Here is a 24,528-nt window from a genome sequence, read left to right as displayed (position 1 = left end):
TCGGTGCACCTCGACGAGAGGAAATCTGCGTTGGTCGCCCGTTTCTGCACAAGAGTCATCGCCTGCCTCGTCGCGGTGGCCGGAGTGACCACCGTCGTGACGGTCGTGGACGCCCAGCGGAACGACACACGTACCGTCCACGCGGACATCCGTACGACCGCCTCCGAAGCCTCTCTCGACGTCACCTGGGGCCGCTGAGGAGGACCGAGGGGCGAACGAGCGTCCCGTACGAGGGGGGCGAAGAAATGGAATTCCTGGTCCTGGGGCCGCTGGAGACGCGCGAGCAGGGGGAGCCCGTCCGCGTCCGGGGCATGCGACAGCAGCGGCTGCTCGCCCTGCTGCTCCTCAACGCAGGCCGGGTCGTTCCCGTGTGCCTGCTGGTGGACGAGTTGTGGGAGGACCCGCCGCCCTCCGCCAGGCCGCAGGTGCACAACGCGATTCGCGACCTGCGCCGCATTCTCGCGACGGCCGGCGCCGAGACCAGCCTGGTCACGGTCGATGTCGGCTACTGCCTGGTCGTTCCCGAGGACGCCGTCGACGCCCACCGCTTCACCACCCGCGTCCGCGCGGCCCGGACGGCCGAGCGGGAGGGCCGGTACACCGAGGCGATACGGCTGCTCCAGTCCGCCGTGGACCTCTGGCGCGGTGACGCCTTCGCCGGGATCGAGTGCCCGGCGGTCACGAGTGCCGCGGTCAAGCTCAACGAGCAGCGGCTGACCGCCATCGAGGACCTCATGACGCTGCGGCTCAAGGCCGGTGAGGCCGGCTCGCTCGTCGGTGAACTGCAGTCGCTGATCGCCGAGTACCCGCTGCGGGACTCGTTGCGCGGCAGTCTGATGATCGCCCTGTGCCGCAGCGGCCGGCAGGCGGAGGCGCTCGCGGTCTACGACGAGGGCCGGCGCTTCCTCGTGGACGAACTCGGCCTGGAGCCGAGTCCCCGACTGCGCGGTCTACACGCGGAGATACTCGCCAACTCGCCGAACGTGCACGGTCCCGGGGAGGGCACCGACCCGCACGTGTCCCCCCGGCGAGCCGTGCCCACCGCCGGCCCGGCCGACCACCCCCGCAACTTCCTGCCGCACGACCTCACCGATTTCACGGCCCGCTCCGCCGAGCTGGACACCCTGCTCGCCGCCGCCCGGCCGGGGCAGGCGGGCTCCCCCGTGATGCTCGCGATCGACGGCATGGGCGGCGTCGGCAAGACGACCCTGGCCGTCCACCTCGCCCACCTGGTCACGCGGCAGTACCCGGACGGCCAGTACTTCGTCAACCTGCGCGGCGTCAGCGCCACCCACCCGCCCGTGCCGACCGAACAGGCCCTGGCCGCCCTCCTGCTGGCGAGCGGGCTCGCCCCCGAGGAGATCCCGCGCAGCGTCGACGAGCGCAGTGCCCTGTGGCGCTCACGGCTCGCCGGCCGGCGCTGCCTGGTCGTCCTCGACGACGCCGCCGACACCGCCGCCGTGACGCCCCTGCTGCCCGGCGCCGGCGGCACGCTGGTCCTGGTCACGAGCCGCCGCAAGCTCACCGCGCTCGACGGTGCCCTGCCGCTGTGCCTGGACGTGCCGCCGCACGAGGACGCCGTCGCGCTGTTCGCCCGGATCGTCGGAGAAGCGCGCGCGGCGCGCGAACCCGCCCGGGTCGCGCAGGCCGTCGAGCTGTGCGGCCGCCTGCCGCTCGCCGTCCGGATCGCCGCGACCAGGCTGCGCGACCGCCCCGCCTGGACCGTCGCCGACCTCGCCGACCGGCTCGCGAGCGGATCGCAGCGCATGCGGTGCCTGCGTACCGGTGACCGTGACCTCATGGCTGTGCTGGCGGCCTCGTACGACCATCTGGACTCGGCCCAACGGCACTTCAGCCGTCTCATCTGCGGCCACCCCGCCTCGTCCCACGACATCGCCCAGGCGGCCGCGGTCACCGGCCTGCCGAAGGGCGACGTGGAGCGCCATTTCGACGCCCTGATCGAGCACAACCTCGTCCGCGAGGACTTCCCGGACCGGTTCTCGTTCCACGCGCTGCTGCGGGACTGCACGCGGGAACTGGCCGCCGGGGAGGCGGAGACCGCGCTGCCGGCCGCCGTGTGAGGGCCGCGGCCACGGCCGCGCGGGTGCGCCGGCCGGGCCGGGGACGTTCCGCCCGCGAACGCCCACGGCGGCTGCCGTCGGCGAGCCGCGGCGGCGGACCGTCGTGCACGCGCCCGGATCCGCACGGGGCGAGGGGGGCCGGCACCTGTGGCGTGACCCGGTCCGGACACGGCGGAGGGGGAGGCCGCCCGGTGCGGTCTCCCCCTCGTGCGGTGCGATGCCGGGTCAGCGCAGGCGCATGGCCTCGCGCATGGTGGTGAACAGGTCGGTCTGGTTGGTGACGCCCAGCACGCGGTAGGCGAGCGGGCCCTGGGCGGCGATGCGGACCTGGGTGCCGGTGTGCTCCTGGGACTGGCCCGGGGTGTTGGTCGAGTAGTTGACCTTCAGCTGCTGGCCCTCGTCGGTGACCAGGGTGGAGGACAGACCGGGCGGGTTCGCGCCCAGCGGCACGATCTGGCTGGTGTGGCCGTGATCGGCGCTGGTGACGACGAGGGTGTCGGGGTGCTTCGCGGCGTAGGCGCGGGCGACCCTGACCGCCTGGTCGAAGGCGACGGTCTCGCCGATCTGACCGCACGGGTCGGCGGCGTGGTCCCGCTTGTCGATGGAGGCGCCCTCGACCTGGAGGAAGAAGCCCCTGCCGGAGTGCCTGTGCCGCTGCTTGGCCTCCAGCAGCTGGATCGCCTTGGCGGTGGAGGCGGCCAGGCTCGGCACGGTGGAGGGCCGGTCGGGGTTGGAGGTGACGCACCGCTGCGGGTCGGTGCCGCCGACGGCTGCCGCCTTGCCGGTCCACTCGGTGGGCATGTTGCCGTCGGAGAACAGGCCGAGGACGGGCTTGCCGGGCCTGGCGGCCTTCATCGACGAGGCGTCGGTGACGACCTGGTAGCCGAGCTTCTGCGCCTGCTCGGTGACGGTCATGCCCTTGTACCGGCCGTCGGTGACCGTCTGGTCGAACCGCCGCTTGCCGCCGCCGAAGAGGACGTCGACCCGGTGGCCGACGGTCTGCTCGGCGATCGAGCCGGGCCCGCCGGCCGCGCGGGTGTCGGTGGGGCACTTCGCCATGTCGGCCGGGCCCTGGCAGGAGCGGTTGGTGACGTGGGAGGCGAGTACGGCGGGGGTGGCGTCGGTGAGTTCGGCGGTGGTGACGCTGCCGGTGGCGTAGCCGTTGCGCTGCGCCAGCTCCAGGATCGTACGGACGGGGCGGTCGGTGCCCGGGGTCTTGGAGATGCGGCCGTTGACCGTCTTCACGCCGGTGGCCCAGCCGGTGCCGCTGGCGGCGGAGTCGGTGACGTACTCCGGGGTGCCGTCCTCGTGGACCGCGTAGGTGGTGTACGCGCCGGTGAGCGGGAAGCGGTCCATGTTCAGGCGTCCGTCGGCACCGACGGTGTAGTCGCGGGCGAGGGTGATCTCCGAGTCGCCCATGCCGTCACCGATCAGCAGGATGACGTTCTTCGCCTTGCCGCCCTTGATGGCGTGCTGGGCCTGCTGCCTGGTGTCGGAGGCGCCGGCGGTGGTCGTGACGGCCGCGGCGGCTGCGGTGGCGGCGATCAGAGCGGTGGCGACGGTGAGGCTGCGGCGGGAGGGTCTACGCATGGAAGCGACTCCTTGAGGCGTCGGTCGAGACGTCCTGCGAGCGGGTGCAGGTGTCAACGAGCGCCAGATCAACAGTTGTTGATGAACCGGCGGTGACGTTCCGACTCCACCATCGCATCCAGGACATGACATGACGGGCCGGCTCGCGGGGCCCCCTCCGCGATTGGGCTGAGCGGCGGCACCCGGTGACGGCGACGTCACACGCTCGGTCGGCCCCGGCCCGGTCCGGACGTCTGCACGGCGGCGGGTGCGGCGACCGGTCCGGAGGTGGGTCCCGGGTCCGGTCCGGTGTCCGTGTGGGGTGCCCCCGGCCCGCGGTGGAGCGCGGAGCAGGGCTGGTTCGCCGCCCCGCTGCCCACCGTCGCGCCGGCCGCCCTCGCCGGGTACGGCGCGTACGAGGGTGCCGCGCGGGGCGGTCTCCTCGGCGAAGGGCTCGGCAGCGGCGCCGGAGGGCGGCCCTCCGAAAGCGGCCTCCGCCGGGCCGCTCCGCGTTTCACCGGTCGGCGACGATCCTCGCCAGTCGCCAGTCGCCAGTCGCCAGTCGCCAGTCGCCAGTCGCCGGCCGTCAGTCGCCGGCCGTCAGGCCTGCTCCGCGCCCCGCCGGGCGGCGAAGTTCCTCGCCGACCGCTCGTGCAGCGCGATCCCGACCGAGACCGACACGTTGAGGGACTCCGTGGAGCTGATCATCGGAATGGACACCGAGGCCGCGGCGGTCTCCTGGAACGAACCGGACGGCCCGCCCTTCTCACTGCCGAAGACCAGCGCCAGCCGGTCTGCCCTGTCGCCCAGGTCCTTCACCCCGAGGTCGCCGTCCGCGTCGAGCACCAGCAGCGGAATGCCGTTCTCCTTGAGGAAACCGACAGCCTCCGCACGGTCCGCCAGGACGACGGGGAGGGAGAACACGTAGCCCCGGCTCGCGCGCAGCAGCCGCCGGTCGGCGATGGTCGTCAGGTCGCTGTCGACCAGCACGATGCCCGCGACCCCCAGTGCCAGCGACGTCCGCACGATGGCACCGATGTTCCCGACGATCTTCACTCCGTCGAGTACGACGACGTCCCCGCCGCGCCCCGCGATGTCGCCCAGCCCGGCCGGCCTCGGGACCCGGGCGATGCCGAAGGTCTTCGCCTTCCGCTCGGCCTTGAACAGCCGGTTGACGATCGACACGTCGACGAGCCGGACGGGGATCTCCCGCTGCCGGCACAATTCCAGCAGCTCCGGATCGAACGGCGCGGTGCTGCTGCCGTACACCTCCAGGAACTGCACCCCGGCCCTGATGCACTCCATCAGCGGCTCGGCGTCCTCGATCAGCGTGGTCCTGACGCTGGAGCGCGAATGCTTCGTGACGTCGATGATCCTCTGCACCGCGGGGTCGGAGGCATCCGTGATCGTGTCCAGCTCAGTCATGCCGTGATTGTAGTGTCGCGCCCGTTCCGCCCCGAACGGCGCGGCGGGGCGGAGGGCAGCCACGCCCTCCGCCCCGCTCGCCGCACACGAGCCGTACCGGCCGGATCCGCCGGCCGTGCGCCGAGCCCTGCGGCACGTTCCGCGCAGCGGCCGGCTACGCCAGCCGCGCCTCAGTCCTGCTCGTCGCGCTTCGCCGCTTCCTCATCGGCCTCCTTGGCCAGCACCTCCGGGTCCAGCACCGCGTTGCCGCTGCCGTCGACCGATGTCAGCCGGCCGCCCTCGGGCACCTCCGTGGCGACGGGCGGCTCCACCAGCCAGTCCGGGTTCGCCTGCTTGTCCCACCACTTCCAGGCGGCGAAGGCGCCGCAGGCGGTGGCCCCCAGCACCAGCAGCGTCTTCGCGACACGGCCGGCCCGTGCCCGCCGGTCGTGCCTGCGGGCCATCCTCTGGATCTCCGCCGCGGTCACCTGGGTGCGCAGCGCGGCCAGCGCCGCGGCGCTGCGCGCCGCGGCCTCGTCCTTCATGGGCCCGGCCGCCGCCAGCGCCTGCTCGATCTTCGGCAGGGAATAGTCGGCGGCCTGCCGGGCGGCCCGGGCGGTGTACGCGGCGGCCTCGTGCGCGGCCGCGTCCATCTTCGGCGGCACATGCGTCATGGCCTGTTCCAGCCGTGGCGCGACCAGGGCGTCGTACTGGACGCGGGCCTGTTCGGCGGCCTGCGACACCTTGGGCGCGAGCCGTACGCGAGCCTCGTGCGCGTAGTGCGCGGCCCTCTCCTTGGCCGTGTCGGCGTAGGGCGCCACCACTTCCGCGGCGTGCAGCACGCTGTCCTTCGCCGAACCGGTCGCGGCGCGCACGCTGTCGATGCGGGTCACGGTTCCTCCTCCTCGGTGGCGTACGGTCATTCGACTTCTCCACCCTTTTGCGGATCATGCCTGCACCGGATCGGTGTGGCATGCGGGGAGCGGCATACGGGTGCAGACGCGCTCCGGGGAGCGCCGTGCGGCCCGGTACGGCCGCCCCGCTTCCGGTGCAATAGGGGATGAATGCGGGGCAACAGGAGCTTGTCGACGACAATGCCACGGATCGGCGGCGCGCGCCCCCGTCACGGGCCGGCCGGCGCCTGCTTTTCGCCTTTTCGCCGACCGTGCGAGGATCGTGACGCCACAGGAGGACGACGGAAGGCACACAGTGGCCGAGCAGCTCTACGCCACCCTGAAGACCAGTCACGGCGACATCGAGATCCGGCTCTTCCCGGACCACGCTCCCGCCACGGTCAAGAACTTCGTCGAGCTCGCCCGGGGCGAGCGGGAGTGGACGCATCCCGCCACCGGCGAGAGGTCCACGGCCAGGCTGTACGACGGCACGGTCTTCCATCGCGTGATCAGTGGTTTCATGATCCAGGGCGGCGACCCGCTGGGCAACGGCACGGGTGACCCGGGCTACCAGTTCGCCGACGAGTTCCACCCCGACCTGCAGTTCTCCAAGCCGTACCTGCTGGCCATGGCCAACGCCGGGCCGGGCACCAACGGCTCGCAGTTCTTCATCACCGTGTCGCCCACGACCTGGCTGAACCGCAAGCACACCATCTTCGGCGAGGTCAGCGGCCCCGCCGGCCGGAAGGTCGTCGACGCCATCGCGGCCAGCCCGACCAACCCGCGCACCGAGCGGCCGCTCGACGACGTCGTCATCGAGACGGTGGTCGTGGAGATCCGCCAGGGCTGAGGGGGGAACCATTTGCCCCGCTCGTCCGTAAGGATGAGCGGGGCGCACCTGTGGTGCAGCCGCCCGAGACGACCGACGACCTGGGGGATCCCATGGAGCAGGCTCCCGGCGACAGCCGGCAGGATGCGCAGAGCCTGCCCGGCTGCTACCGCCATCCCGACCGCGAGACGGGTATCCGCTGCACCCGCTGCGAGCGCCCGATCTGCCCCGAGTGCATGGTCGAGGCGTCCGTGGGCTTCCAGTGCCCGGACTGCGTCCGCGGTACCTCGGGCGGGGGCCCGTCCCGCTCGGCCTTCCGGCCGCGCACGCTGGCGGGCGGCACGGTCACCGAGGACCCCCGGCTGGTCACGAAGATCATCCTCGGCGTGTGTCTGGCCGCCTTCCTGGCCCAGATGGCGGTCGGGGACCGCTTCACGGAGCGGTTCGAGCTCCTCGGCCGGGCCTACGTCCCGCTCCTCGGCTCCCTGGAGGGGATCGCGGAGGGCCAGTGGTACCGGCTGCTGACCGCGATGTTCCTGCACGGCAGCTACATCCACATCCTGTTCAACATGCTCAGCCTGTGGTGGCTGGGTGGTCCGCTGGAGGCGGCGCTGGGCCGCGCCCGCTTCGTGGCGCTGTACTTCGTCTCGGGACTGGCGGGCAGCGCGCTCACCTACCTGCTCGCCGCGCCCAACCAGCCCTCCCTCGGCGCCTCGGGCGCCATCTTCGGCCTCTTCGGCGCGACGGCGGTCCTGCTGCGCCGGCTCGACTACGACATGCGGCCGGTCATCGCCCTGCTGGTCATCAACCTGATCTTCACCTTCAGCTGGGCCAACATCGCCTGGCAGGCCCACATCGGCGGTCTGGTCGCGGGTGTGATCGTCGGGTACGCGATGGTGCACGCCCCGCGTGAGCGGCGGTCACTGGTGCAGTACGGGACCTGTGCGGTGGTGCTGGCGGCGGTGGTCCTGATCACCCTGCTGAGGACGGCCCAGCTCACCTGAGCGAATCGTTGTCCACAGGGTGTGGCGAATCTTGTGCATACGGTGCGGGAACAACTGTGCCCCCTGTCACTGACCCGTGTTTCCGCAGGTCAGGCAGAGGGCGAACAGTCTTGCGAGGCGCAGTGTGGCAGTCGTACCGGCGTCAACACCCAGTGGGTTATCCACAGATCGTCGTTTCTTTTCCCCAGGTGGGGTGTGGATATTTCTCCAGGCTGTGGATAACTCAGCGGATAGCCCTGGGCAGAGCTGCGTTCACTGCCCGGTCGCCGCTACTTCCACTGCGTGGAGACGCCGAATCCGGCCGCGATGAAGCCGAAGCCCACCACGATGTTCCAGTTGTCCAGGCTGTCGATCGGCAGCGAACCGTCGGTGACGTAGAACACGACGATCCAAGCCAACCCGATGAGGAACATGGCCAGCATGACGGGTGCGACCCAGCTTCGGTTGCTCAGCTTGACGGCCGCCGCCTGCCTGGCCGGCGGCGGCGTGTAGTCGGCCTTCTTGCGGATACGTGACTTCGGCACGAGGGTCTCTCCTGTCGATGCGCTGCGTGGCCGCGCAGGGAACTGGGTCGGGCGTAGGTGCAGTGTCCGAGGAGCGAGGGGACACTGAGTGCTCCCCCGGGCGTCCGTTAGCGTAGTGCTTCCGTGGCGCCGAAGGAGATAAGGGTACGTTGAGCAATTCTGCCGACTCCCCCGGGACGGGATCCAGTGCTGCCCGCCGGGGAGGCTTCCGCCCGGTGCGGGTGCTCACCGTGGCCGTCTTCGCTCTCGCGGGACTCATCTTCATCACCAGCTTCCAGACGGCCAAGGGCACCAACATCCGCACGGACGCGTCCCTGCTGAAGCTCTCCGACCTCATCCAGGAGCGCAGCCGCAAGAACAAGGAGCTGGACGACGCCAACGCGGTGCTGCGGGGTGACGTGGACGCCCTCGCCGGCCGTGACAACGGCAGCACCAAGGCCGACGACGACCGGCTCGCGGCGCTGGAGAAGGACGCCGGCACCCAGAAGCTCAGCGGCGAGGCGATCACGGTCACCCTCAACGACGCCCCGCCCGACGCCACCGCCAAGCTCCCCGGCTACCCCGAGCCGCAGCCCGACTACCTGGTCATCCACCAGCAGGATCTCCAGGCCGTGGTGAACGCGCTCTGGGAGGGCGGCGCCCGGGGCATCAAGGTCATGGACCAGCGGCTGATCTCCACCAGCGCGGTGCGCTGCGTCGGCAACACCCTGATCCTCCAGGGCCGTGTCTACTCACCGCCCTACAAGATCCAGGCCGTCGGCGACCCGGAGAAGCTCCAGCAGGCCCTCGCCGGCTCCCCGGCGATCCAGAACTACATGGTGTACGTGAACGTGTACGGCCTGGGCTGGAAGGTCACCGAGGACGGCACGGTGACTCTGCCGGGCTACTCGGGCACCCTGGACCTGCACTACGCGCAGCCAGTGGAGTGATCACCGGGGGGTCCTGTGTCGGTGCGGGTGATCGTCAGGACGCTGAGCGAGCTCAGCCTCACCGCCGGCACCGTGATGGTGTTGTTCGTCACCTACGTGCTGTTCTGGACGGGCGTACGGGCCGACGACGTCATGGACGACCAGATCGACACGTTACGGCGGCACTGGGCCCTGCGGGGCGCTCAGCCGGCACCCTCGCCCCGGGCCACGGCGTACCCGGCCGGTGAAGCCTTCGCGATCATGTACATCCCCCGTCTCGGTTCCACGTGGAACAAGCCGGTGCTCCAGGGCACCGACACCGGCACTCTGGCCAAGGGCCTCGGCCACTACCCGGGCACCGCGCGGCTCGGGCAGCCGGGCAACTTCTCCGTCGCCGGTCACCGCCGCACCCACGGCGACCCCTTCAAGGACTTCCCCCGGTTGCGCCCCGGCGACTCCGTCGTCCTGACCGACGGGGCGCGTTGGTACACGTATCGGATCGACAAAGGACCGTACAAGACCGTCCCGGAGGACGTCGCGGTGATCGATCCTGTGCCCCGGGCATCGGGGTACACCCGCCCCGGCCGCTATCTCACGCTGACCACGTGCGATCCGGAGTGGGGCCACAGCCACCGCCTCATCGTCTGGGCGCACCTCGACTCCACCAAGCCCGTGGACACAGGCCAACCGGAGGCGCTGCGCCGTTAGTCTGGGGGCGGTACGGCGCGAATCCGATGCCGTGGGCGACGGAAGGGACGGCATGTACGGCTGGATCTGGCGGCATCTGCCGGGGAACGCTTGGGTGAAGGCGCTGCTGTCGCTCCTGCTGGCCCTGGCCGTGGTCTACGTCCTGTTCCAGTACGTCTTCCCCTGGGCCGAACCGCTGCTTCCCTTCAACGATGTGACGGTGGACAACCAGTGAGCGCGCGCATCCTCGTCGTCGACAACTACGACAGCTTCGTCTTCAACCTGGTCCAGTACCTCTACCAGCTCGGGGCCGAGTGCGAGGTGCTGCGCAACGACGAGGTGTCGACCGCGCACGCCGACGACGGCTTCGACGGGGTCCTGCTCTCGCCGGGACCGGGCAAGCCGGAGGAGGCGGGCGTCTGCGTCGACATGGTCCGCCACTGCGCGGACAGCGGGGTCCCCGTCTTCGGCGTCTGCCTGGGCATGCAGTCGATGCAGGTCGCCTACGGCGGCGTGGTGGACCGCGCGCCGGAGCTGCTGCACGGCAAGACGTCGCTGGTGGAGCACGGGGGCAAGGGCGTCTTCGCGGGCCTGCCGTCTCCCTTCACGGCGACCCGCTACCACTCGCTGGCAGCCGAGCCGCTGACCGTGCCGGCCGAGCTGGAGGTCACCGCGCGCACGCACGACGGCATCATCATGGGCCTGCGTCACCGTGAACTCCCGGTCGAGGGCGTGCAGTTCCATCCGGAATCGGTGCTGACCGAGCACGGCCACCTGATGCTGGCCAACTGGCTGGTGGAATGCGGCGACCAGGGTGCCGTGGCGAGGTCGGCGGGGCTCGCCCCGGTGGTGGGCAGGGCCACGGCGTGACCGCGCTGCGCCCCGAGCGCGAGTCGGGCACCTCGTACGGGCACCGGGCGTACGGGGAGCCCGGCACGTTCGAGGACTGGTCCGGCGAGACCGGGGCGTACGGCGGTGGATCCCCCGCGGACCAGGGGCACGCGGCGCCGTACGAGCAGCCGGCCGAGGAGGAGGCGCGGGCGGACCGAGCCGCCGCGTACGGGGAGCCGTACGAAACGCACCGCGAGGAGCCGTACGGCGGGGGGTACCGACCTCCCGGCGACGACGAGACGGTGGCCCTGCGGATACCGGCGGGCGCCCTGCAGGCCGCCTCCTCCGTCTCCGGGGCCTCGGCGGCCCCTTCGGGTTCTCCCGCCTCCGAAACCACACCAGGCGGCCGCGCGGCCCGCAGAAAGGCCGCCAAGCGCCGTCGTGGGCGTCGCGGCGGCCCGCCGAGCGCCGGCACTCCCGCGGCGGGCACAGCCGGTGGGGACGGGCCGCAGGCGCCCCTGTCCCGCGTCGAGGCCCGCCGGCAGGCGCGGGCACGGAAGCCGGGCGCCACCGTCGTCGCCAGCCGGGCGATCGGCGAGCTGTTCATCACCACGGGCGTGCTGATGCTGCTGTTCGTCTCCTACCAGCTGTGGTGGACGAACGTCCGGGCGCACGCACAGGCGGGCAAGGAGGCCAGCAGCCTCCAGCAGGACTGGGCGGACGGCAAGCGGAACCCGGGGGCGTTCGCGCCGGGGCAGGGCTTCGCCCTCCTGCACATTCCCCGGCTGGACGTGGTGGTGCCCATCGCCGAGGGCGTCAGCAACAAGAAGGTCCTCGACAAGGGCATGGTCGGCCACTACGGCGAGAGCCCCCTGAAGACCGCGATGCCCGACGCGAAGACCGGCAACTTCGGCCTGGCGGGCCACCGCAACACGCACGGCGAGCCGTTCCGGTACATCAACCGGCTCCAGCCCGGCGACGCGATCGTCGTCGAGACCCAGGACACCTACTACGTCTACAAGATGGCGTCGACCCTGCCGGTGACCTCGCCGGGCAACGTCTCCGTCCTCGATCCGGTCCCCAAGGGCTCCGGTTTCAAGGCTCCCGGCCGCTACATCACCCTCACGACATGCACGCCGGAGTTCACCAGCAAGTACCGGCTGATCGTCTGGGGCAAGATGGTCGAGGAACGGCCGCGCAGCAAGGGCAAGCCGGATGCGCTCGTCAGTTAAGGGCAGATAACAGTGGCAGCGACCGCAGAGGACACCGACACGTCATCTCCTCCGTCCCCGGGGCGCCGGCGCGGCGGTGGCCGGATCGCGGTGGCCGTCAGCGTCCTCGGTGAACTCCTCATCACGGCAGGCCTGGTGCTCGGCCTGTTCGTCGTCTACTCCCTGTGGTGGACGAACGTCATCGCCGACCGGGCCGCCGGCCGGCAGGCCGACAAGGTCCGCCACCAGTGGGCGCAGGAGGGTGCCGACGACACCCCCGCCGCCTTCGACGCCAAGAACGGCATCGGCTTCCTGCACGTCCCCGCGATGCACAACGGCGAGGTCCTGGTCGAGAAGGGAACCTCCGCGGAGGTACTCAACGACGGCGTCGCCGGCTACTACACCGAGCCGGTCAAGGCCACGCTGCCGATGACCGGCAAGGAGGGCAACTTCTCCCTCGCCGCCCACCGCGACGGCCACGGCGCGAAGTTCCACAACATCGACAAGCTGGGCAAGGGCGACCCGATCGTCTTCGAGACGAAGGACAACTGGTACGTCTACAAGGTCTACGCCGTCCTTCCGGAGACCTCGAAGTTCGACGTCGACGTCCTCGCCCGGATCCCCCGGGAGTCCGGGCGGAAGAAGGCGGGTCACTACATCACCCTGACGACCTGCACGCCGGTGTACACGAGCCGGTACCGGTACGTGGTCTGGGGCGAGCTGGTGCGGGTGGACCCGGTCGACAGCGACCGCACCCCGCCGCAGGAACTGCGCGGCTGACGGAGGCGCCCTCCGGGCGTTCGCGCCCCCGGTGCCCGGTGCCCGGTGCCCGGTGCCCGGTGCCCGGTGCCCGGCGGGGCGGCCCCCCGGGGCCCTGCGGGCGGCGCCCGCACCGCCGCCCACCGTCCCCCACCCCACGAGCGGGCCCCGGCCACCCTTGCGGCCTTGCGGGGGGCCGGGGCCCGCTCGTACGGAGGTGAGGGCGGGGTCAGTTCCCCAGGCCGCTCGTACCACCGAAGAAGTTGACGCCGCCGTTGTCGCCGCCGCCGTTGTTGTTGCCGCCGTTGTTGCCGCCGAAGTCCAGCGTGGTCAGCGTGATCGTCTGCGTGGTGGGATCGACCTGGGTGCCCCCCGACGGATCCTGCTTGACCACGATCGCGTTGTCCTTCTGGCTGCCCGCGACGTTGATGTTGTCGAAGCCGTTGTCCCGCAGGATCTGCACGGCCTCCTTCAGCGTCCGGTTGCGGACCGTGGGAACGCGCTTCTGCTGTTGCTGGAACTTGCCGACCTTGATCTGGACCTGGGAGCCCTTCTTCACCTCGGAGCCGGGGGCCGGGTCGGTGCCGATGACCGTGCCGTCCTGGTTCTGGTCGTTCACCGGGGTGTCGACGCAGTTGCCCACGAGGTCGCTGGCCGACATCCGGGCCTTGGCGGCGTCACAGGACAGGCCGTTGGTGACGTCCGGGACCGTGGTCGTCGCCGGCTTCGTGGCGACCTCCAGGGTGATGGTCGAGCCCTTCTCCTTCTCGGACCCGGGATCGGGGTTCTGGCTGAGGACGGTGCCCTCCTGCTGGGAGGACTCGGTGCGCTTCTGCTCGACCTTGAAGCCCTTGTCCTCCAGCTGCCGGGTGGCGTCGTCGATGTTCTTGTCGATGACGTTCGGCACGGCCACCTTCGGCGCCCCGGTGGACACCACGATGCTGACCGTCTCGCCCTTCTTGACCTCGGTCCTGGCCTCGGGGTCCTGCGAGCAGACACTGCCCTTGGGCTGGTCGTCGCAGGTGTCCTGGCTGACCGACAGCTTCAGGTCGGAGTTGTCCGCCTGCTTCTGCGCGTCCGCCCTGGTCAGGCCCACGAACTGGGGCACGGGCACCTTGTCGTTGCCGACGCCGCCGCTGAAGGCGAACTTGCCGATCAGGATCGCGCCCACCAGTACCAGTACCGCGGCGACCACCAGCAGTACCGTCGAGGTGCTGGACTTCTTCTGCTGCCGGCGCCGGTCGGGGCGGTCGTCGTAGCCGTAGCCGCCGTCGTCCGGGTTCATGGGCGGCAGCATCGTCGTCGCCCCTGCGGCGGCTCCCGCGTCGGCGCGCAGGGCCGCCGTCTGCTGGTTGTCCGGGTAGCCGCCGTACGCGACGGAGCCCATGGCCGCGGTGGCGCCGACGGGCTGGCCGTCGAGGCAGGCCTCGATGTCGGCGCGCATCTCGTCCGCCGACTGGTAGCGGTAGTTGGGGTCCTTGACCAGGGCCTTGAGGACGATCGCGTCCATCTCGGGCGTGATCTCGGGGTCGAAGACCGAGGGAGCCTGCGGCTCCTCGCGGACGTGCTGGTAGGCGACGGCCACGGGGGAGTCGCCGACGAAGGGCGGGCGGACCGTCAGCAGCTCGTAGAGCAGGCAACCGGTCGAGTACAGGTCGGAACGCGCGTCGACCTGCTCGCCCTTGGCCTGCTCCGGCGAGAGGTACTGCGCGGTGCCGATGACCGCGGCGGTCTGCGTCATCGTCATGCCGGCGTCACCCATGGCGCGGGCGATGCCGAAGTCCATCACCTTCACCTGGCCGGTCCGCGTCAGCATGACGTTGGCCGGCTTGATGTCGCGGTGGACGATGCCGTTGCGGTGGGCGTACTCCAGGCCCTGGAGGATGCCGATGGTCATCTCCATGGCGCGCTCGGGCAGCAGCTTGCGGCCGGAGTGGAGCAGCTCGCGCAGCGTGGAGCCGTCGACGTACTCCATCACGATGTACGGGATCGAGACCCCGTCGATGTAGTCCTCGCCCGTGTCGTAGACCGCGACGATCGCGGGATGGTTGAGCGAGGCGGCCGACTGGGCCTCCCGGCGGAACCGGGCCTGGAAGGACGGGTCGCGCGCGAGGTCCGCGCGGAGCGTCTTCACCGCCACGGTGCGGCCGAGGCGGGTGTCGTGCGCGAGGTAGACCTCCGCCATGCCACCACGGCCGAGCACCTGGCCCAGCTCGTACCGGCCGCCGAGGCGACGCGGCTCTTCCATAGCTTCCTACCAGCCCTCTCCGTCGGTCCCGGCCGTCACCTGTGCGCGGCCGGAGGCTGCCGTCCGGGCATACCGTACCCGGCTCCGTTTGTGTGACCTGGCCAAGCCCGTCACCCGATACAGGACCGGTATCGCAACGTGCATCGATGTGGAGGTGACGTGATGGGAGTCACTTCTTCGCGTTGATGACCGCCTGCATCACCTTCTTCGCGATCGGGGCCGCGAGACCGCCGCCGGAGATGTCGCCTCGGTTGGCGTCCTCGTCCTCGATCACGACCGCCACGGCGACCGGCGAGCTGTTGTCGCCGACCTTGGCGTAGGAGATGAACCAGGCGTAGGGATTCTCACTGTTCTCGACACCGTGCTGGGCGGTACCGGTCTTGCCGCCCACCGTGACGCCGTCGATCCGTGCGTTGGTGCCCGTGCCGCTCGTGACGACGGTCTCCATCATCGACTGGAGGATCTGGGCGTTCTTCGGCGACAGGGGCTGGCTCAGCTCCTCCGGCTGGGTCTTGGAGACCTGGTCGAGGTTGGAGGACTGCAGCTGGTCGATCATGTACGGCTTCATCAGCTTGCCGTCGTTGGCGATCGCGGAGGCGACCATGGCCATCTGGAGCGGGGTGGCGGCGGTGTTGAACTGGCCGATGGAGGACAGCGCGGTCTGCGAGGCGTTGAGGTCCTTGGAGAAGACCGACGCGCTGGAACGGACGGGCGTGAACTGCTCGGCGTTGAAGCCGAACTTCTCCGCCTCCTCCCGCATCTTGTCCTGGCCGAGGTCGGCGCCGATCTTGCCGAAGACGGTGTTGCAGGACACCCGCAGCGCCTCCCGCATGGTGGCGTTCTTGCAGGGGATGTTGCCCTCGTTGTTCAGCGGGGTCGAGGTGCCCGGCATGATCCACGGCAGCGGGGAGTCGGTCTTGGAGTCCGCGTCCCCGTAGAGGCCGTTCTCCAGGGCCGCCGAGGCGGTGACCACCTTGAAGGTGGAGCCGGGCGGGTAGGTCTCGCGCAGCGCCCGGTTCAGCATCGGGTCGTCGGGGTCGTACTTCTTCTGGAGCTTCTTCCAGGCCTCGGCGTCGTCGTTGGAGTTCCCGGCGAAGACCGAGGGGTCGTACGACGGGTAGGAGGCGAGCGCGAGGATCTTGCCGGTGGACGGCTCCAGGGCGACCACGGCACCCTTGGCGCCCTGCTTCTTCAGCCCGTTGTAGGCGGCGCTCTGGGCGGCGGCGTCGAGGGTGGTGACGACGTTGCCGCCCTTGGTCTGCTTGCCCGTGATCATGTCGAGGGTGTTGCGGAAGAACAGCCGGTCGTCGTTGCCGGTGAGGATGCCGTCCTCAAGGCTCTCCAGCTGGTTGGCGCCGAACGCCTGGGAGGCGTACCCGGTGACCGGCGCCCACATGGGGCCGTTCACGTAGGTCCGCTTGTACTCCAGGTCGTTCAGGCCGCTCTTGCTCGTCTTCGCGGATCCGGTGACGGGCTCGCCGTCGACGACGATGTCGCCGCGCGGGGTGGAGTAGCGGGCGATGGTCACACGGCGGTTCTTGCTGTCCGACGCCAGGGAGTCCGCCTTGGCGTACTGCAGCCAGTTGTCCCGGATGAGCAGCGTCAGGACGAGGAGGCCGCAGAAGATCGCGATCCGGCGCAGGGGCTTGTTCATGACGGGCGGACCACCTGGGTCATCTCGGCGTCGGGGTTGCTGGCAGGGGTCGGAGCCGGGCGGCGCGCGGTGTCGCTGATGCGGATCAGGATGCCGACCAGGGCCCAGTTGGCGATCACGGAGGAACCGCCGTACGCCAGGAAGGGCATCGTCATGCCGGTGAGCGGGATGAGCCCCATGACACCGCCGGCGACGACGAACACCTGGAGCGCGAAGGCACCGGACAGGCCGATGGCGAGCAGCTTGCCGAAGGGGTCGCGGGCGGCCAGGGCGGTCCGCACGCCGCGCTCCACGATCAGGCCGTAGATCAGCAGGATCGCCATGATCCCGGCGAGGCCGAGTTCCTCGCCGAAGGTGGCGAGGATGAAGTCGGAGTTGGCCGCGAACCGGATGAGGTCGGAGTGGCCCTGGCCGAGGCCGCTGCCGAGGGTGCCGCCGGAGCCGAACGCCCACAGGGCCTGCATGGCCTGCTCGGAGTGGCCGATGACGCCCTGCTGGGAGAGCGTGTACTCCTTCATCGGGTCCAGCCAGGCCTGGACGCGCTGCTGGACGTGCGGCTCGAAGCTGGCGACGCCGACGGCGCCGGCCGCGGACATCAGCAGACCGAAGACGATCCAGCTGGTCCGCTCGGTGGCGACGTACAGCATGATCACGAACATGCCGAAGAACAGCAGCGACGTACCGAGGTCGGTCTCGAAGACCAGGATGAGGATGGAGATCATCCAGACGACGATGATCGGGCCGAGGTCGCGTCCGCGCGGCAGGTACAGGCCCATGAAGCGGCGGCTGGCGAGCGCGAGCGCGTCGCGCTTCACCATCAGGTAGCCGGCGAAGAAGATCGCCAGGACGATCTTGGCGAACTCGCCGGGCTGGATGGAGAAGCCGGCGACGGAGATCCAGATCTTCGCGCCGTAGATGTTCTGGCCGAGGCCGGGCACCAGTGGCAGCAGCAGCAGGAAGAGCGCGCCCACCATGGAGATGTAGGTGTAGCGCTGTAGGACGCGGTGGTCCTTGAGGAAGATCAGCACGGCGATGAACAGGGCGATGCCGAGTGCGGTGTACAGCAGCTGGCGCGGCGCGGCGGTGCCCGCCTGCTTGATGGACTGGAGCAGCTTGGACTGGTCCAGGCGCCAGATGACGACGAGGCCGAGTCCGTTGAGCAGCGTGGCCAGCGGCAGCAGCAGCGGGTCCGCGTACGGCGCGAACTTGCGGACGACGAGATGGCCGACGCCGGCCAGCAGGCCGAGCCCGAGGCCGTAGCTCAGCAGGCCGGAGGGCACCTGGTCGTTGATCGCGAGCCCGACGTTGGCGTAGGCGAAGACCGGGATGGCGACGGCGAACACCAGCAGTGCGAGTTCGGTGTTGCGCCGGCTCGGCGCGCCGATGGCGCCGATCGTGGACGTGTGGTGCGTCGGCGAGTTGGTAGTACTGCTCATCGTGTGACGGGGCCTCTCACGGCTTGCCTACTGCGTACCGCAGTACGAGACGACCTTCTGCTCCTCCTCCGTGAGGGTGGGGCCGGGGTTGGCAGTGGCGGTCGGTGACGGTGAGGTGGAAGAGGAAGGGGAGGACGGGGAGGTCGGAGTGGTGGGGTCGGCGGTGACCGAGGGACTCGGTGATGCCTTGGACGTGAGGGAGGCGGGAGTGGTTCCCGTGGTGCCTCCGGCCTGGCCCTGGCCCGTCTGGGCGTTCTCGGCGTTCTCGGCGTTCTCGGCGTTCTCGGCGGTGCGCCGCTCGGCCAGCTTCTTGCAGGCGGAGGCCTGCACGGCCAGGTCGTCGACCTTCTTGCGGGCGTCGGCGAGGTCGCCCTGGGCGATCGTGTTCTTGACCTGCTTCTGCTGGTAGGGCGGCAGGTACTTGAGTTCGATCTCGGGGTGGTCCTTCTGCACCTTCGACAGCGACACCCACGCCAGGTCCTGGCTGATGCCGCGGTAGAGCGCGACGTGGTCGTCCTTGGCGCCGACGTAGTACTGGGTCTGGGTCCAGCGGTAACCGCCGTAGAGCCCACCACCGACGACGGCGAGCGCGAGGGCGATGAAGAAGGATCTCTTGAGCCACTTGCGGCCCTTGCGGGGCTTGACGAAGTCGTCGTCGGTGTAGGTGCCGAAGGTGCCCCCGGGCGCGTAGTCGGCGGTGTCGCCGGAGCCGGGCGGGCCGAACTCGCCGCCCGGGCCGCCCCTGCCGCCCCGCGCGTGGCGGCCCAGTCCGGAGGCGCGGCCGGCCGGGGTCTGCATGATGTTGTTGTCCTGCAGCTGGTGCTGGGTCTCGGCGACGGCGCCGACCACGACCGGGGTGTCGGACAGCTGCGCGGCGAGGGTGTCCCCGGTGTCGAGGTCCAGGACGTCGGCGACGATGACGGTGATGTTGTCGGGTCCGCCGCCGCGCAGCGCGAGCTGGATCAGCTCCTGGACGGTCTCCTGGGGGCCCTGGTAGCTGGCGAGGGTGTCCTCCAGCGTCTGGTGCGAGACGACGCCGGACAGTCCGTCGGAGCAGATCAGGTAGCGGTCGCCGGCCCGGACCTCACGGATGGACAGGTCCGGTTCGACGTGGTCGCCGCTGCCGAGCGCGCGCATCAGCAGGGAGCGCTGCGGGTGGGTGGTGGCCTCTTCCTCGGTGATCCGGCCCTCGTCGACCAGACGCTGCACCCAGGTGTGGTCCTGGGTGATCTGGGTGAGGACGCCGTCCCGGAGCAGGTAGGCACGGGAGTCGCCGACGTGCACGAGGCCCAGCCGCTGGCCGGTCCACAACAGCGCCGTGAGCGTGGTGCCCATGCCCTCCAGGGAGGGGTCCTCCTCGACCATCTGGCGCAGCTGGTCGTTGGCGCGCTGTACGGCGGTGCCGAGGGTGGTGAGGATGTCGGAGCCGGGGATGTCGTCGTCGAGGGCGACGATGGTGGAGATCACCTCGGAGGACGCGACCTCGCCGGCGGCCTGGCCGCCCATGCCGTCGGCGATCGCGAGCAGCCGCGGGCCCGCGTACCCGGAGTCCTCGTTGCCCTCCCGGATCATCCCCTTGTGCGATCCGGCGGCGAAGCGCAGTGACAGACTCATGCCCACCTCGCCCGTCGGCTCCGCATGCAGCCGGTCGTGTCGAGCCACACTGCCCACCCTCCGGTCGGGAGCGCGCGGGAGTCCTGGGTGTGGGCCTCCGCGGCGTGCTCGCTCCGCTCGCGCTCATACATGATGCAGCACTACTTCCGCAGCTCGATGACGGTCTTGCCGATGCGGATCGGCGCACCCAGTGGGATCGGTGTGGGAGTCGTCAGCCGCGTTCGGTCGAGGTAGGTGCCGTTGGTGGATCCCAGGTCCTCGACGATCCACTGGCCGTCGCGGTCCGGGTAGATCCTGGCATGCCGACTGGAGGCGTAGTCGTCGTCCAGCACGATCGTGCTGTCGTGTGCCCGGCCCAGCGAGACGGTCTGGCCCTGGAGCGCGACGGTGGTACCGGTGAGGGTGCCCTCGGTCACGACGAGCTTGGAGGGGGCGTTGCGGCGCTGGCGCCCGCCGCCGGACTGCTGGCGCTGCTGCGGCGGCGCCTGCCGTGCGGCCTGCTGCGGGCGCCCTGCCTCCCGGCGCCCGGCCCGCTGGGCGCCGCGCTGCGTGACACGCGTGCCGAACAGGTCGCTGCGGATGACCTGCACGGCCACGATCACGAACAGCCACAGGACGGCCAGGAAACCCAGCCGCATGACCGTGAGGGTCAGCTCTGACATTGCCCCCGCTTCACCCTTCGGCTTGCCTATAGAGAACGGTGGTGCTGCCCACGACGATCCGCGAGCCGTCGCGGAGCGTAGCGCGGGTGGTGTGCTGTCCGTCCACCACGATGCCGTTGGTGGACCCGAGATCCTGGATCGTCGAGGGCGTTCCGGTCCGGATCTCGCAGTGCCGGCGGCTCACGCCGGGGTCGTCGATCCGCACGTCGGCTTCGGTGCTGCGGCCCAGCACCAGCGTCGGGCGGGAGATCTGATGGCGGGTGCCGTTGATCTCGATCCAGTAGCGGGTGCGTCCGCCGGCCGTGGGTCCCGCAGCGGGTCGCTGCGGGGTGGCGGGCTGGGGGTAGCCGTAGCCACCGGGGCGGGCGCCGGGCGGCGGTGCGGACGGCATGGGCGGGGCGGCGGCGGGCGGGTAGCCGTACCCGCCGGGCCGCTGGTCACCGGGGGCCGGGGCGCCCGGTGCCTGCTGACTGCTGGAGGAGGCGAGCGTACGGCTGCGCACCCGGTACAGGCCGGTGTCGAGGTCGTCCGCCTTCTCCAGGTTGACCTTGATCGGGCCCATGAAGGTGTAGCGCTGCTGCTTGGCGTAGTCCCGGACCATGCCGGCGAGCTCGTCGCCGAGCTGCCCGGAGTAGGGGCTGAGGCGCTCGAAGTCGGGCGCGCTCAGCTCCACGATGAAGTCGTTGGGGACGACCGTGCGGTCGCGGTTCCAGATGGTGGCGTTGTTGTCGCACTCGCGCTGGAGCGCTCCCGCGATCTCCACGGGCTGGACCTCGGACTTGAAGACCTTGGCGAAGGTGCCGTTGACCAGACCTTCGAGACGTTGCTCGAAACGCTTCAGGACTCCCATGGGGCACCTCCTCCGTAGTTGCTTTCGTCCTGCTGCCCGCGGTGCGGGTACTGCCGTGCCTGGTACTGCTTACTGATCGTATCCACGCGCCGCTGAATCGGCTGGTTCCCCCTACTCGGCCCGGTCGACGGGTGTCGACGTCGTCCTGCGTGTACCCCTCGCGCCCTGCTTCTGCCCAGGATCGTAGAGGTGGGTGCAGACCAGTGTCCCGCACCTGGCTGTGGACCCTGCCAGCCTTCCTGGGAGATGAGGGGGAACGGTACGAGGTTGATACGAGGCGGGGGCGGCGTTGAGACGAGACGGGGACGGTGCCGAGACGGACGTGACCCCTGGTCGGCGGCCCTGCGGGCCCCGCGAGGAAGTGATGTGAACCCACCGCGTCCGGCGTGCTAGTGTTCTGCATGTCGGAAGGCGCCGCCGCCCCTCGGGGAGGCCGGGAACCGGAAGACACACCCAATGCGCGGGTGGCGGAATAGGCAGACGCGCTGGATTCAGGTTCCAGTGCCCGCAAGGGCGTGGGGGTTCAACTCCCCCCTCGCGCACCAGGGAGCACCGACGAAAGTGCTCCGGTTGCACCGACGGAACGGGCGGCATCGTGATCACGATGCCGCCCGTTCCGCTTTGTGTGGGCAGAAACACGGGACCGCCGACGGCTGAGGCCGTCGGCGGTCCCGTGTTCGGGTGTGGATCTTTGGTTGTTCTGCCGGGGGCTACGGATGGCTTGTGAGGAAGGTCTCAGGGTTCGGTGACGTAGCCCTTGGGGGTCCAGGTGCCCAGTGGCTTGGTCTTGCGGCGACGGGAAGGTCGGCGGTGGGGACGGTCGCCGTGGAGGGCGATCGAGTCGGCCCAGGCCCTGAGCTTGCGGCGGTTGGCGTGGGCGAGCTGAAAGGCCAGCAGGAGGGTCTGGGCGGCGATGCCGCGGATGCGGCGGGTGCCGGCGTCTTCGAGGCGTTCGTAGAGGGGGTCCTTGGCGTAGCCGTTGATCCCTTCGACGCTGTTGCGGAGCCGGAAGTACACGCGCTGCCAGGCTTCGGAGCCGTACTGGAGGGGCTGCCAGAGGTTGGCTCCGGCTTCCGGAGGGACCGTGACCGTCTTCTGGCTGCAGCACAGGGGTGAGCCCGCGGGGCTCGGGGCGGGGTCTACGAGCGGCAGGTGGATGCCGCGGCCGAGGGTGTGCTTCTTGAGTGGGCACTGGGTGCGGTTGGCTTCGGCGGGGCACATGACGCGGCGGTGGCCTTCGGCGTCGGGGCGCTGCTTGGGCATGAAGAGGTAGGCGGCTCGGGCTCGGATGCGGTCGATCCAGGTCTGCTTGTCGATCCTCTCGTTGACCAGGTCCTTGGTGGCTTCCTTGAGCTCGTGGGGCATGGAGGGGCAGTACCAGTTGCCCTCGACGAGTTCGGCGCCGGCGAAGCCCGCCTGGACGCCGAGCTGGTCTTTTGCGTAGTCGTAGACGGGCTCGTAGCCCATGGCGCGGATGGGGAGCTGGAAGTTCTCCGGCTTCTGGTCGTTGTAGGCGCGGTCGCCCGCCAGGTAGCCGCGCGGGAGACTGTCGTCGATCTGCTGGAGGGCCTCGACGGCGACGTGGCCGGGTCGGTGGCTGGGCTTGTCGACGGAGAAGGCGATGACCAGGGCCGGGACGACGTCGGGGTCGGCGGAGCCGTCGGGCAGGGGGACGCCGTTGCGGCTGGGGTCGCGGGCGATGACGAGGGAGGCGTCGTAGCCGAACAGGCTCTTCTTGATGCGTTCGGCCTTCTTCAGGAGCCTGGCGCCCTTTTGTCCTGCCGGTCGGAAGCGAGGTCGTCGAGGGCGAGGGGGTCCTTGTGCTTGGTGGTGCGCACATACCAGGCGGCGTCGGGGTCGGTGGCGGTGACGGGGCCGTTCGGGGCAAGCCCCTTGGCGTAGGTGCCGATGACGGTGGCGTCTACGCAGACCGAGCCGTTCCAGCGGTCTTCCAGGAGCGGCATCGCCTCCCGCAGGGACATGGCCAGGATCAGGTTGGCCAGCTTGATCATGAGAGTGCGCTTGCGGGCGAGTTCGTCCGGGTCGGCCTTGGCCATGAGTTTCTCGGCATGGCGGCGGGCCAGGCGGTGGTTCTTGGGCAGCGGGGACGGGTCGATCGCTTCGAGGATGCTGTGCAGGCGGCGGCGGACGGTGGCGTAGGCGGCTTCGAAGCCGCGGTCGTGGTCGGGGTAGCGGCGCAGGCCGAGCCGCTCGCGCATCGGCTCGGAGAGGGAGAAGAACAGCAGGTCGGTGACGGCGGTGAAGGTCACGACGCCGCCGTTGCGGGCGGAGGCCAGGCTCATGCCGACCAGCAGGGCCTCGACAGGGAGCTTGCAGGGGCAGCCGGTGCGGCGCGCGATGAGCGGCTCGATCTCCTCGATCAGGCCGGAGTCGGCCACTTCCCGGATCTCGGCGACCTCGAGGTCGGGAACGAGGGCGCGTTGGGAGCGCAGGCGGGCGATACGGGTGTGGCGTGCGAGGCGGCTGGTCATGGTCAGAACTCCTTGAGCGCGGTGGCTGCCTGGTCGGGGGAGAGGTTGCGGACGTGGGGCAGGACCCGGTCGATGGAGCGCAGAGTGGTTAGGCCTGCGGCGGCCATCAGGGTGGGCAGGTGCATGCGGGCTTCGATGGCGTCGACGAGCCAAGTGGCACGGGCCCGGCCTATGACCAGCAGAGGCGTTGCCGGCGGCTTCTTGGTGCGGGCGAGGAAGTTGGTGACCGTGTTGGTGCCGCGGGCGTGGCTGCTCGGGCGGAAGAGATAGCGGGCCTGGCCGGGGCGGGAGGCCCAGGCAGTGGCCTCGGTGAGGACCGGGGCCCAGGCGGTGCGGCACAGCACCACACGGGCGCGCTGTCCGCGGACCGCGACGGTTACGGCGCCGTTGGGCGCCTCGCGGACGTCGTGGGTGCGCAGCGGGATGATTTCGGGTGAGGCCAGGGCGCAGCCGAAGCCGAGGGCGAGCAGCGTCAGCAGGCCGTTACGGAGTTCGTCGGTGGGCTGGGCGCGGGCGGAGGCGTACAGCTGGGCCTGTTCCGGCTGTGTGTAGGGGCGGGAGGCGTCCGAGCCGGAGTAGGCGGCGGGGTTGCCGGTGATCAGGTCGGGGCCGAGCAGGGCGCGGCGAAGTTTGTTGAGGCGGCAGCGGCGGTTGGAGCGGGAGGGCTCCTGCAGGTGCAGGCAGCCGGTGGCCAGGTACCACTCGATCGCCTCCGGGGTGAGCAGGTGCTCGGCCTTGGTGGGGCGCCCGCAGGCGTCGGCGTGAGCGGCGGCGTGAGCTAGTGTCCCGAGTCTTAGGAAAGCCATAGAAGTATGCTGGGCTCATGGCGCGCATGGGTCGGCCGACGGTCGAAGTGGTCCTGACGGATGACG

General features: G+C 70.4%; 23 protein-coding genes and 1 tRNA gene. 11 read left to right on the top strand and 13 right to left on the bottom strand.

The window, feature by feature from the left end; genetic code table 11:
• Nucleotides 1-30: 30 nt before the first annotated feature.
• Nucleotides 31-198: a hypothetical protein gene (locus I3F54_RS27400; protein ID WP_240121603.1), complete on the top strand. Its 168-nt coding sequence runs from the start codon at nucleotides 31-33 to the stop codon at nucleotides 196-198.
• Between the two features lie 47 nt (nucleotides 199-245).
• Nucleotides 246-2,081, top strand: coding sequence for a BTAD domain-containing putative transcriptional regulator (locus I3F54_RS27395; RefSeq protein WP_240121602.1), 1,836 nt, complete (start codon nucleotides 246-248; stop codon nucleotides 2,079-2,081).
• Between the two features lie 225 nt (nucleotides 2,082-2,306).
• Here I3F54_RS27395 and I3F54_RS27390 read toward each other — a convergent pair whose 3' ends face one another.
• From I3F54_RS27390 to I3F54_RS27380, 3 genes are all read right to left on the bottom strand, one after another.
• Nucleotides 2,307-3,671: an alkaline phosphatase gene (locus I3F54_RS27390; protein WP_240121601.1), complete on the bottom strand. Its 1,365-nt coding sequence runs from the start codon at nucleotides 3,669-3,671 to the stop codon at nucleotides 2,307-2,309.
• Nucleotides 3,672-4,250: 579 nt separating this feature from the next.
• Entirely contained in the window at nucleotides 4,251-5,075 is an 825-nt protein-coding gene (locus I3F54_RS27385; protein ID WP_240121600.1) for an NshR family nosiheptide/thiostrepton resistance 23S rRNA methyltransferase, read from the bottom strand.
• A 170-nt stretch (nucleotides 5,076-5,245) separates the two neighbouring features.
• Nucleotides 5,246-5,947 carry a DUF5324 family protein gene (locus I3F54_RS27380; protein ID WP_240121599.1) on the bottom strand — a complete coding sequence of 234 codons (702 nt, stop codon included), beginning with the start codon at nucleotides 5,945-5,947 and terminating at the stop codon, nucleotides 5,246-5,248.
• Nucleotides 5,948-6,263: 316 nt separating this feature from the next.
• Here I3F54_RS27380 and I3F54_RS27375 point away from each other — a divergent pair, with 316 nt between their 5' ends.
• Nucleotides 6,264-6,797 (top strand): peptidylprolyl isomerase, encoded by a 534-nt coding sequence (locus I3F54_RS27375; RefSeq protein ID WP_240121627.1) that lies wholly within the window; start codon nucleotides 6,264-6,266, stop codon nucleotides 6,795-6,797.
• A gap of 92 nt (nucleotides 6,798-6,889) precedes the next feature.
• Nucleotides 6,890-7,780 (top strand): rhomboid family intramembrane serine protease, encoded by an 891-nt coding sequence (locus I3F54_RS27370; RefSeq protein WP_240121626.1) that lies wholly within the window; start codon nucleotides 6,890-6,892, stop codon nucleotides 7,778-7,780.
• Nucleotides 7,781-8,049: 269 nt separating this feature from the next.
• Here the strand turns inward: I3F54_RS27370 and crgA are convergent, their stop codons facing one another.
• The gene (gene crgA, locus I3F54_RS27365; RefSeq protein ID WP_240121598.1) at nucleotides 8,050-8,304 is read right to left on the bottom strand and encodes a cell division protein CrgA; all 255 of its coding nucleotides are present in this window, start codon (nucleotides 8,302-8,304) and stop codon (nucleotides 8,050-8,052) included.
• Nucleotides 8,305-8,453: 149 nt separating this feature from the next.
• Between crgA and I3F54_RS27360 the strand changes: the two genes are divergently transcribed.
• The 6 genes from I3F54_RS27360 to I3F54_RS27335 are packed head-to-tail and all read left to right on the top strand — an operon-like array spanning nucleotide 8,454 to nucleotide 12,721.
• Nucleotides 8,454-9,233, top strand: a complete 780-nt coding sequence (locus I3F54_RS27360) for a DUF881 domain-containing protein (RefSeq protein WP_240121597.1) — start codon at nucleotides 8,454-8,456, stop codon at nucleotides 9,231-9,233.
• A 21-nt stretch (nucleotides 9,234-9,254) separates the two neighbouring features.
• Complete coding sequence (locus I3F54_RS27355) at nucleotides 9,255-9,920, top strand: class E sortase (RefSeq protein WP_240121596.1); 666 nt, start codon at nucleotides 9,255-9,257, stop codon at nucleotides 9,918-9,920.
• Nucleotides 9,921-9,951: 31 nt separating this feature from the next.
• Entirely contained in the window at nucleotides 9,952-10,134 is a 183-nt protein-coding gene (locus tag I3F54_RS27350; protein ID WP_308374007.1) for a hypothetical protein, read from the top strand.
• Entirely contained in the window at nucleotides 10,131-10,769 is a 639-nt protein-coding gene (locus I3F54_RS27345; protein ID WP_240121595.1) for an aminodeoxychorismate/anthranilate synthase component II, read from the top strand. The genes I3F54_RS27350 and I3F54_RS27345 overlap by 4 nt, the downstream gene beginning before the upstream one ends.
• Nucleotides 10,766-11,962 carry a class E sortase gene (locus tag I3F54_RS27340; RefSeq protein WP_240121594.1) on the top strand — a complete coding sequence of 399 codons (1,197 nt, stop codon included), beginning with the start codon at nucleotides 10,766-10,768 and terminating at the stop codon, nucleotides 11,960-11,962. The genes I3F54_RS27345 and I3F54_RS27340 overlap by 4 nt, the downstream gene beginning before the upstream one ends.
• A gap of 12 nt (nucleotides 11,963-11,974) precedes the next feature.
• Complete coding sequence (locus I3F54_RS27335; RefSeq protein WP_240121593.1) at nucleotides 11,975-12,721, top strand: class E sortase; 747 nt, start codon at nucleotides 11,975-11,977, stop codon at nucleotides 12,719-12,721.
• A 208-nt stretch (nucleotides 12,722-12,929) separates the two neighbouring features.
• Here I3F54_RS27335 and pknB read toward each other — a convergent pair whose 3' ends face one another.
• From pknB to I3F54_RS27305, 6 genes are all read right to left on the bottom strand, one after another.
• Nucleotides 12,930-14,948, bottom strand: a complete 2,019-nt coding sequence (gene pknB / locus I3F54_RS27330; protein ID WP_240121592.1) for a Stk1 family PASTA domain-containing Ser/Thr kinase — start codon at nucleotides 14,946-14,948, stop codon at nucleotides 12,930-12,932.
• 169 nt (nucleotides 14,949-15,117) lie between these two features.
• Complete coding sequence (locus I3F54_RS27325; RefSeq protein ID WP_240121591.1) at nucleotides 15,118-16,602, bottom strand: penicillin-binding protein 2; 1,485 nt, start codon at nucleotides 16,600-16,602, stop codon at nucleotides 15,118-15,120.
• Entirely contained in the window at nucleotides 16,599-18,038 is a 1,440-nt protein-coding gene (locus I3F54_RS27320) for an FtsW/RodA/SpoVE family cell cycle protein (protein WP_240121590.1), read from the bottom strand. The genes I3F54_RS27325 and I3F54_RS27320 overlap by 4 nt, the downstream gene beginning before the upstream one ends.
• 27 nt (nucleotides 18,039-18,065) lie before the next feature.
• Nucleotides 18,066-19,652, bottom strand: a complete 1,587-nt coding sequence (locus I3F54_RS27315) for a Stp1/IreP family PP2C-type Ser/Thr phosphatase (protein WP_240121589.1) — start codon at nucleotides 19,650-19,652, stop codon at nucleotides 18,066-18,068.
• Nucleotides 19,653-19,792: 140 nt separating this feature from the next.
• On the bottom strand, nucleotides 19,793-20,314 hold the full coding sequence (locus I3F54_RS27310) for an FHA domain-containing protein (RefSeq protein ID WP_240121588.1): 522 nt from the start codon (nucleotides 20,312-20,314) through the stop codon (nucleotides 19,793-19,795).
• Nucleotides 20,315-20,324: 10 nt separating this feature from the next.
• Nucleotides 20,325-21,164: a DUF3662 and FHA domain-containing protein gene (locus I3F54_RS27305; RefSeq protein WP_240121587.1), complete on the bottom strand. Its 840-nt coding sequence runs from the start codon at nucleotides 21,162-21,164 to the stop codon at nucleotides 20,325-20,327.
• Nucleotides 21,165-21,622: 458 nt separating this feature from the next.
• Here I3F54_RS27305 and I3F54_RS27300 point away from each other — a divergent pair.
• A tRNA-Leu gene (locus I3F54_RS27300) sits at nucleotides 21,623-21,709 on the top strand.
• Nucleotides 21,710-21,899: 190 nt separating this feature from the next.
• On the opposite strand, the gene I3F54_RS27295 is transcribed toward I3F54_RS27300, so the two are convergent.
• The 3 genes from I3F54_RS27295 to I3F54_RS27285 form a co-directional block, all read right to left on the bottom strand.
• Nucleotides 21,900-22,631 carry a hypothetical protein gene (locus I3F54_RS27295; RefSeq protein ID WP_240121586.1) on the bottom strand — a complete coding sequence of 244 codons (732 nt, stop codon included), beginning with the start codon at nucleotides 22,629-22,631 and terminating at the stop codon, nucleotides 21,900-21,902.
• A gap of 287 nt (nucleotides 22,632-22,918) precedes the next feature.
• Nucleotides 22,919-23,656 (bottom strand): hypothetical protein, encoded by a 738-nt coding sequence (locus I3F54_RS27290; protein ID WP_240121585.1) that lies wholly within the window; start codon nucleotides 23,654-23,656, stop codon nucleotides 22,919-22,921.
• 2 nt (nucleotides 23,657-23,658) lie between these two features.
• Complete coding sequence (locus tag I3F54_RS27285; RefSeq protein WP_240121584.1) at nucleotides 23,659-24,462, bottom strand: hypothetical protein; 804 nt, start codon at nucleotides 24,460-24,462, stop codon at nucleotides 23,659-23,661.
• Between the last annotated feature and the right edge of the window lie 66 nt (nucleotides 24,463-24,528).

It is taken from the genome of Streptomyces sp. MUM 2J, assembly GCF_022414535.1.
Lineage (GTDB): Bacteria > Actinomycetota > Actinomycetes > Streptomycetales > Streptomycetaceae > Streptomyces.
The sequence above is the reverse complement of the archived record's forward strand: the minus strand, read 5'-3'. Positions and strand labels throughout refer to the sequence as shown.

What these genes read in the sequence shown, in the direction of transcription:
- I3F54_RS27395 (WP_240121602.1), top strand. Translation starts at nt 246, where the DNA reads ATGGAATTCCTGGTCCTGGGGCCGCTGGAGACGCGCGAGCAGGGGGAG.
- I3F54_RS27390 (WP_240121601.1), bottom strand. Translation starts at nt 3,671, where the DNA reads ATGCGTAGACCCTCCCGCCGCAGCCTCACCGTCGCCACCGCTCTGATC.
- I3F54_RS27385 (WP_240121600.1), bottom strand. Translation starts at nt 5,075, where the DNA reads ATGACTGAGCTGGACACGATCACGGATGCCTCCGACCCCGCGGTGCAG.
- I3F54_RS27370 (WP_240121626.1), top strand. Translation starts at nt 6,890, where the DNA reads ATGGAGCAGGCTCCCGGCGACAGCCGGCAGGATGCGCAGAGCCTGCCC.
- pknB (WP_240121592.1), bottom strand. Translation starts at nt 14,948, where the DNA reads ATGGAAGAGCCGCGTCGCCTCGGCGGCCGGTACGAGCTGGGCCAGGTG.
- I3F54_RS27325 (WP_240121591.1), bottom strand. Translation starts at nt 16,602, where the DNA reads ATGAACAAGCCCCTGCGCCGGATCGCGATCTTCTGCGGCCTCCTCGTC.
- I3F54_RS27320 (WP_240121590.1), bottom strand. Translation starts at nt 18,038, where the DNA reads ATGAGCAGTACTACCAACTCGCCGACGCACCACACGTCCACGATCGGC.
- I3F54_RS27315 (WP_240121589.1), bottom strand. Translation starts at nt 19,652, where the DNA reads ATGAGTCTGTCACTGCGCTTCGCCGCCGGATCGCACAAGGGGATGATC.
- I3F54_RS27310 (WP_240121588.1), bottom strand. Translation starts at nt 20,314, where the DNA reads ATGTCAGAGCTGACCCTCACGGTCATGCGGCTGGGTTTCCTGGCCGTC.
- I3F54_RS27305 (WP_240121587.1), bottom strand. Translation starts at nt 21,164, where the DNA reads ATGGGAGTCCTGAAGCGTTTCGAGCAACGTCTCGAAGGTCTGGTCAAC.
- I3F54_RS27295 (WP_240121586.1), bottom strand. Translation starts at nt 22,631, where the DNA reads ATGGGCTACGAGCCCGTCTACGACTACGCAAAAGACCAGCTCGGCGTC.
- I3F54_RS27290 (WP_240121585.1), bottom strand. Translation starts at nt 23,656, where the DNA reads ATGACCAGCCGCCTCGCACGCCACACCCGTATCGCCCGCCTGCGCTCC.
- I3F54_RS27285 (WP_240121584.1), bottom strand. Translation starts at nt 24,462, where the DNA reads ATGGCTTTCCTAAGACTCGGGACACTAGCTCACGCCGCCGCTCACGCC.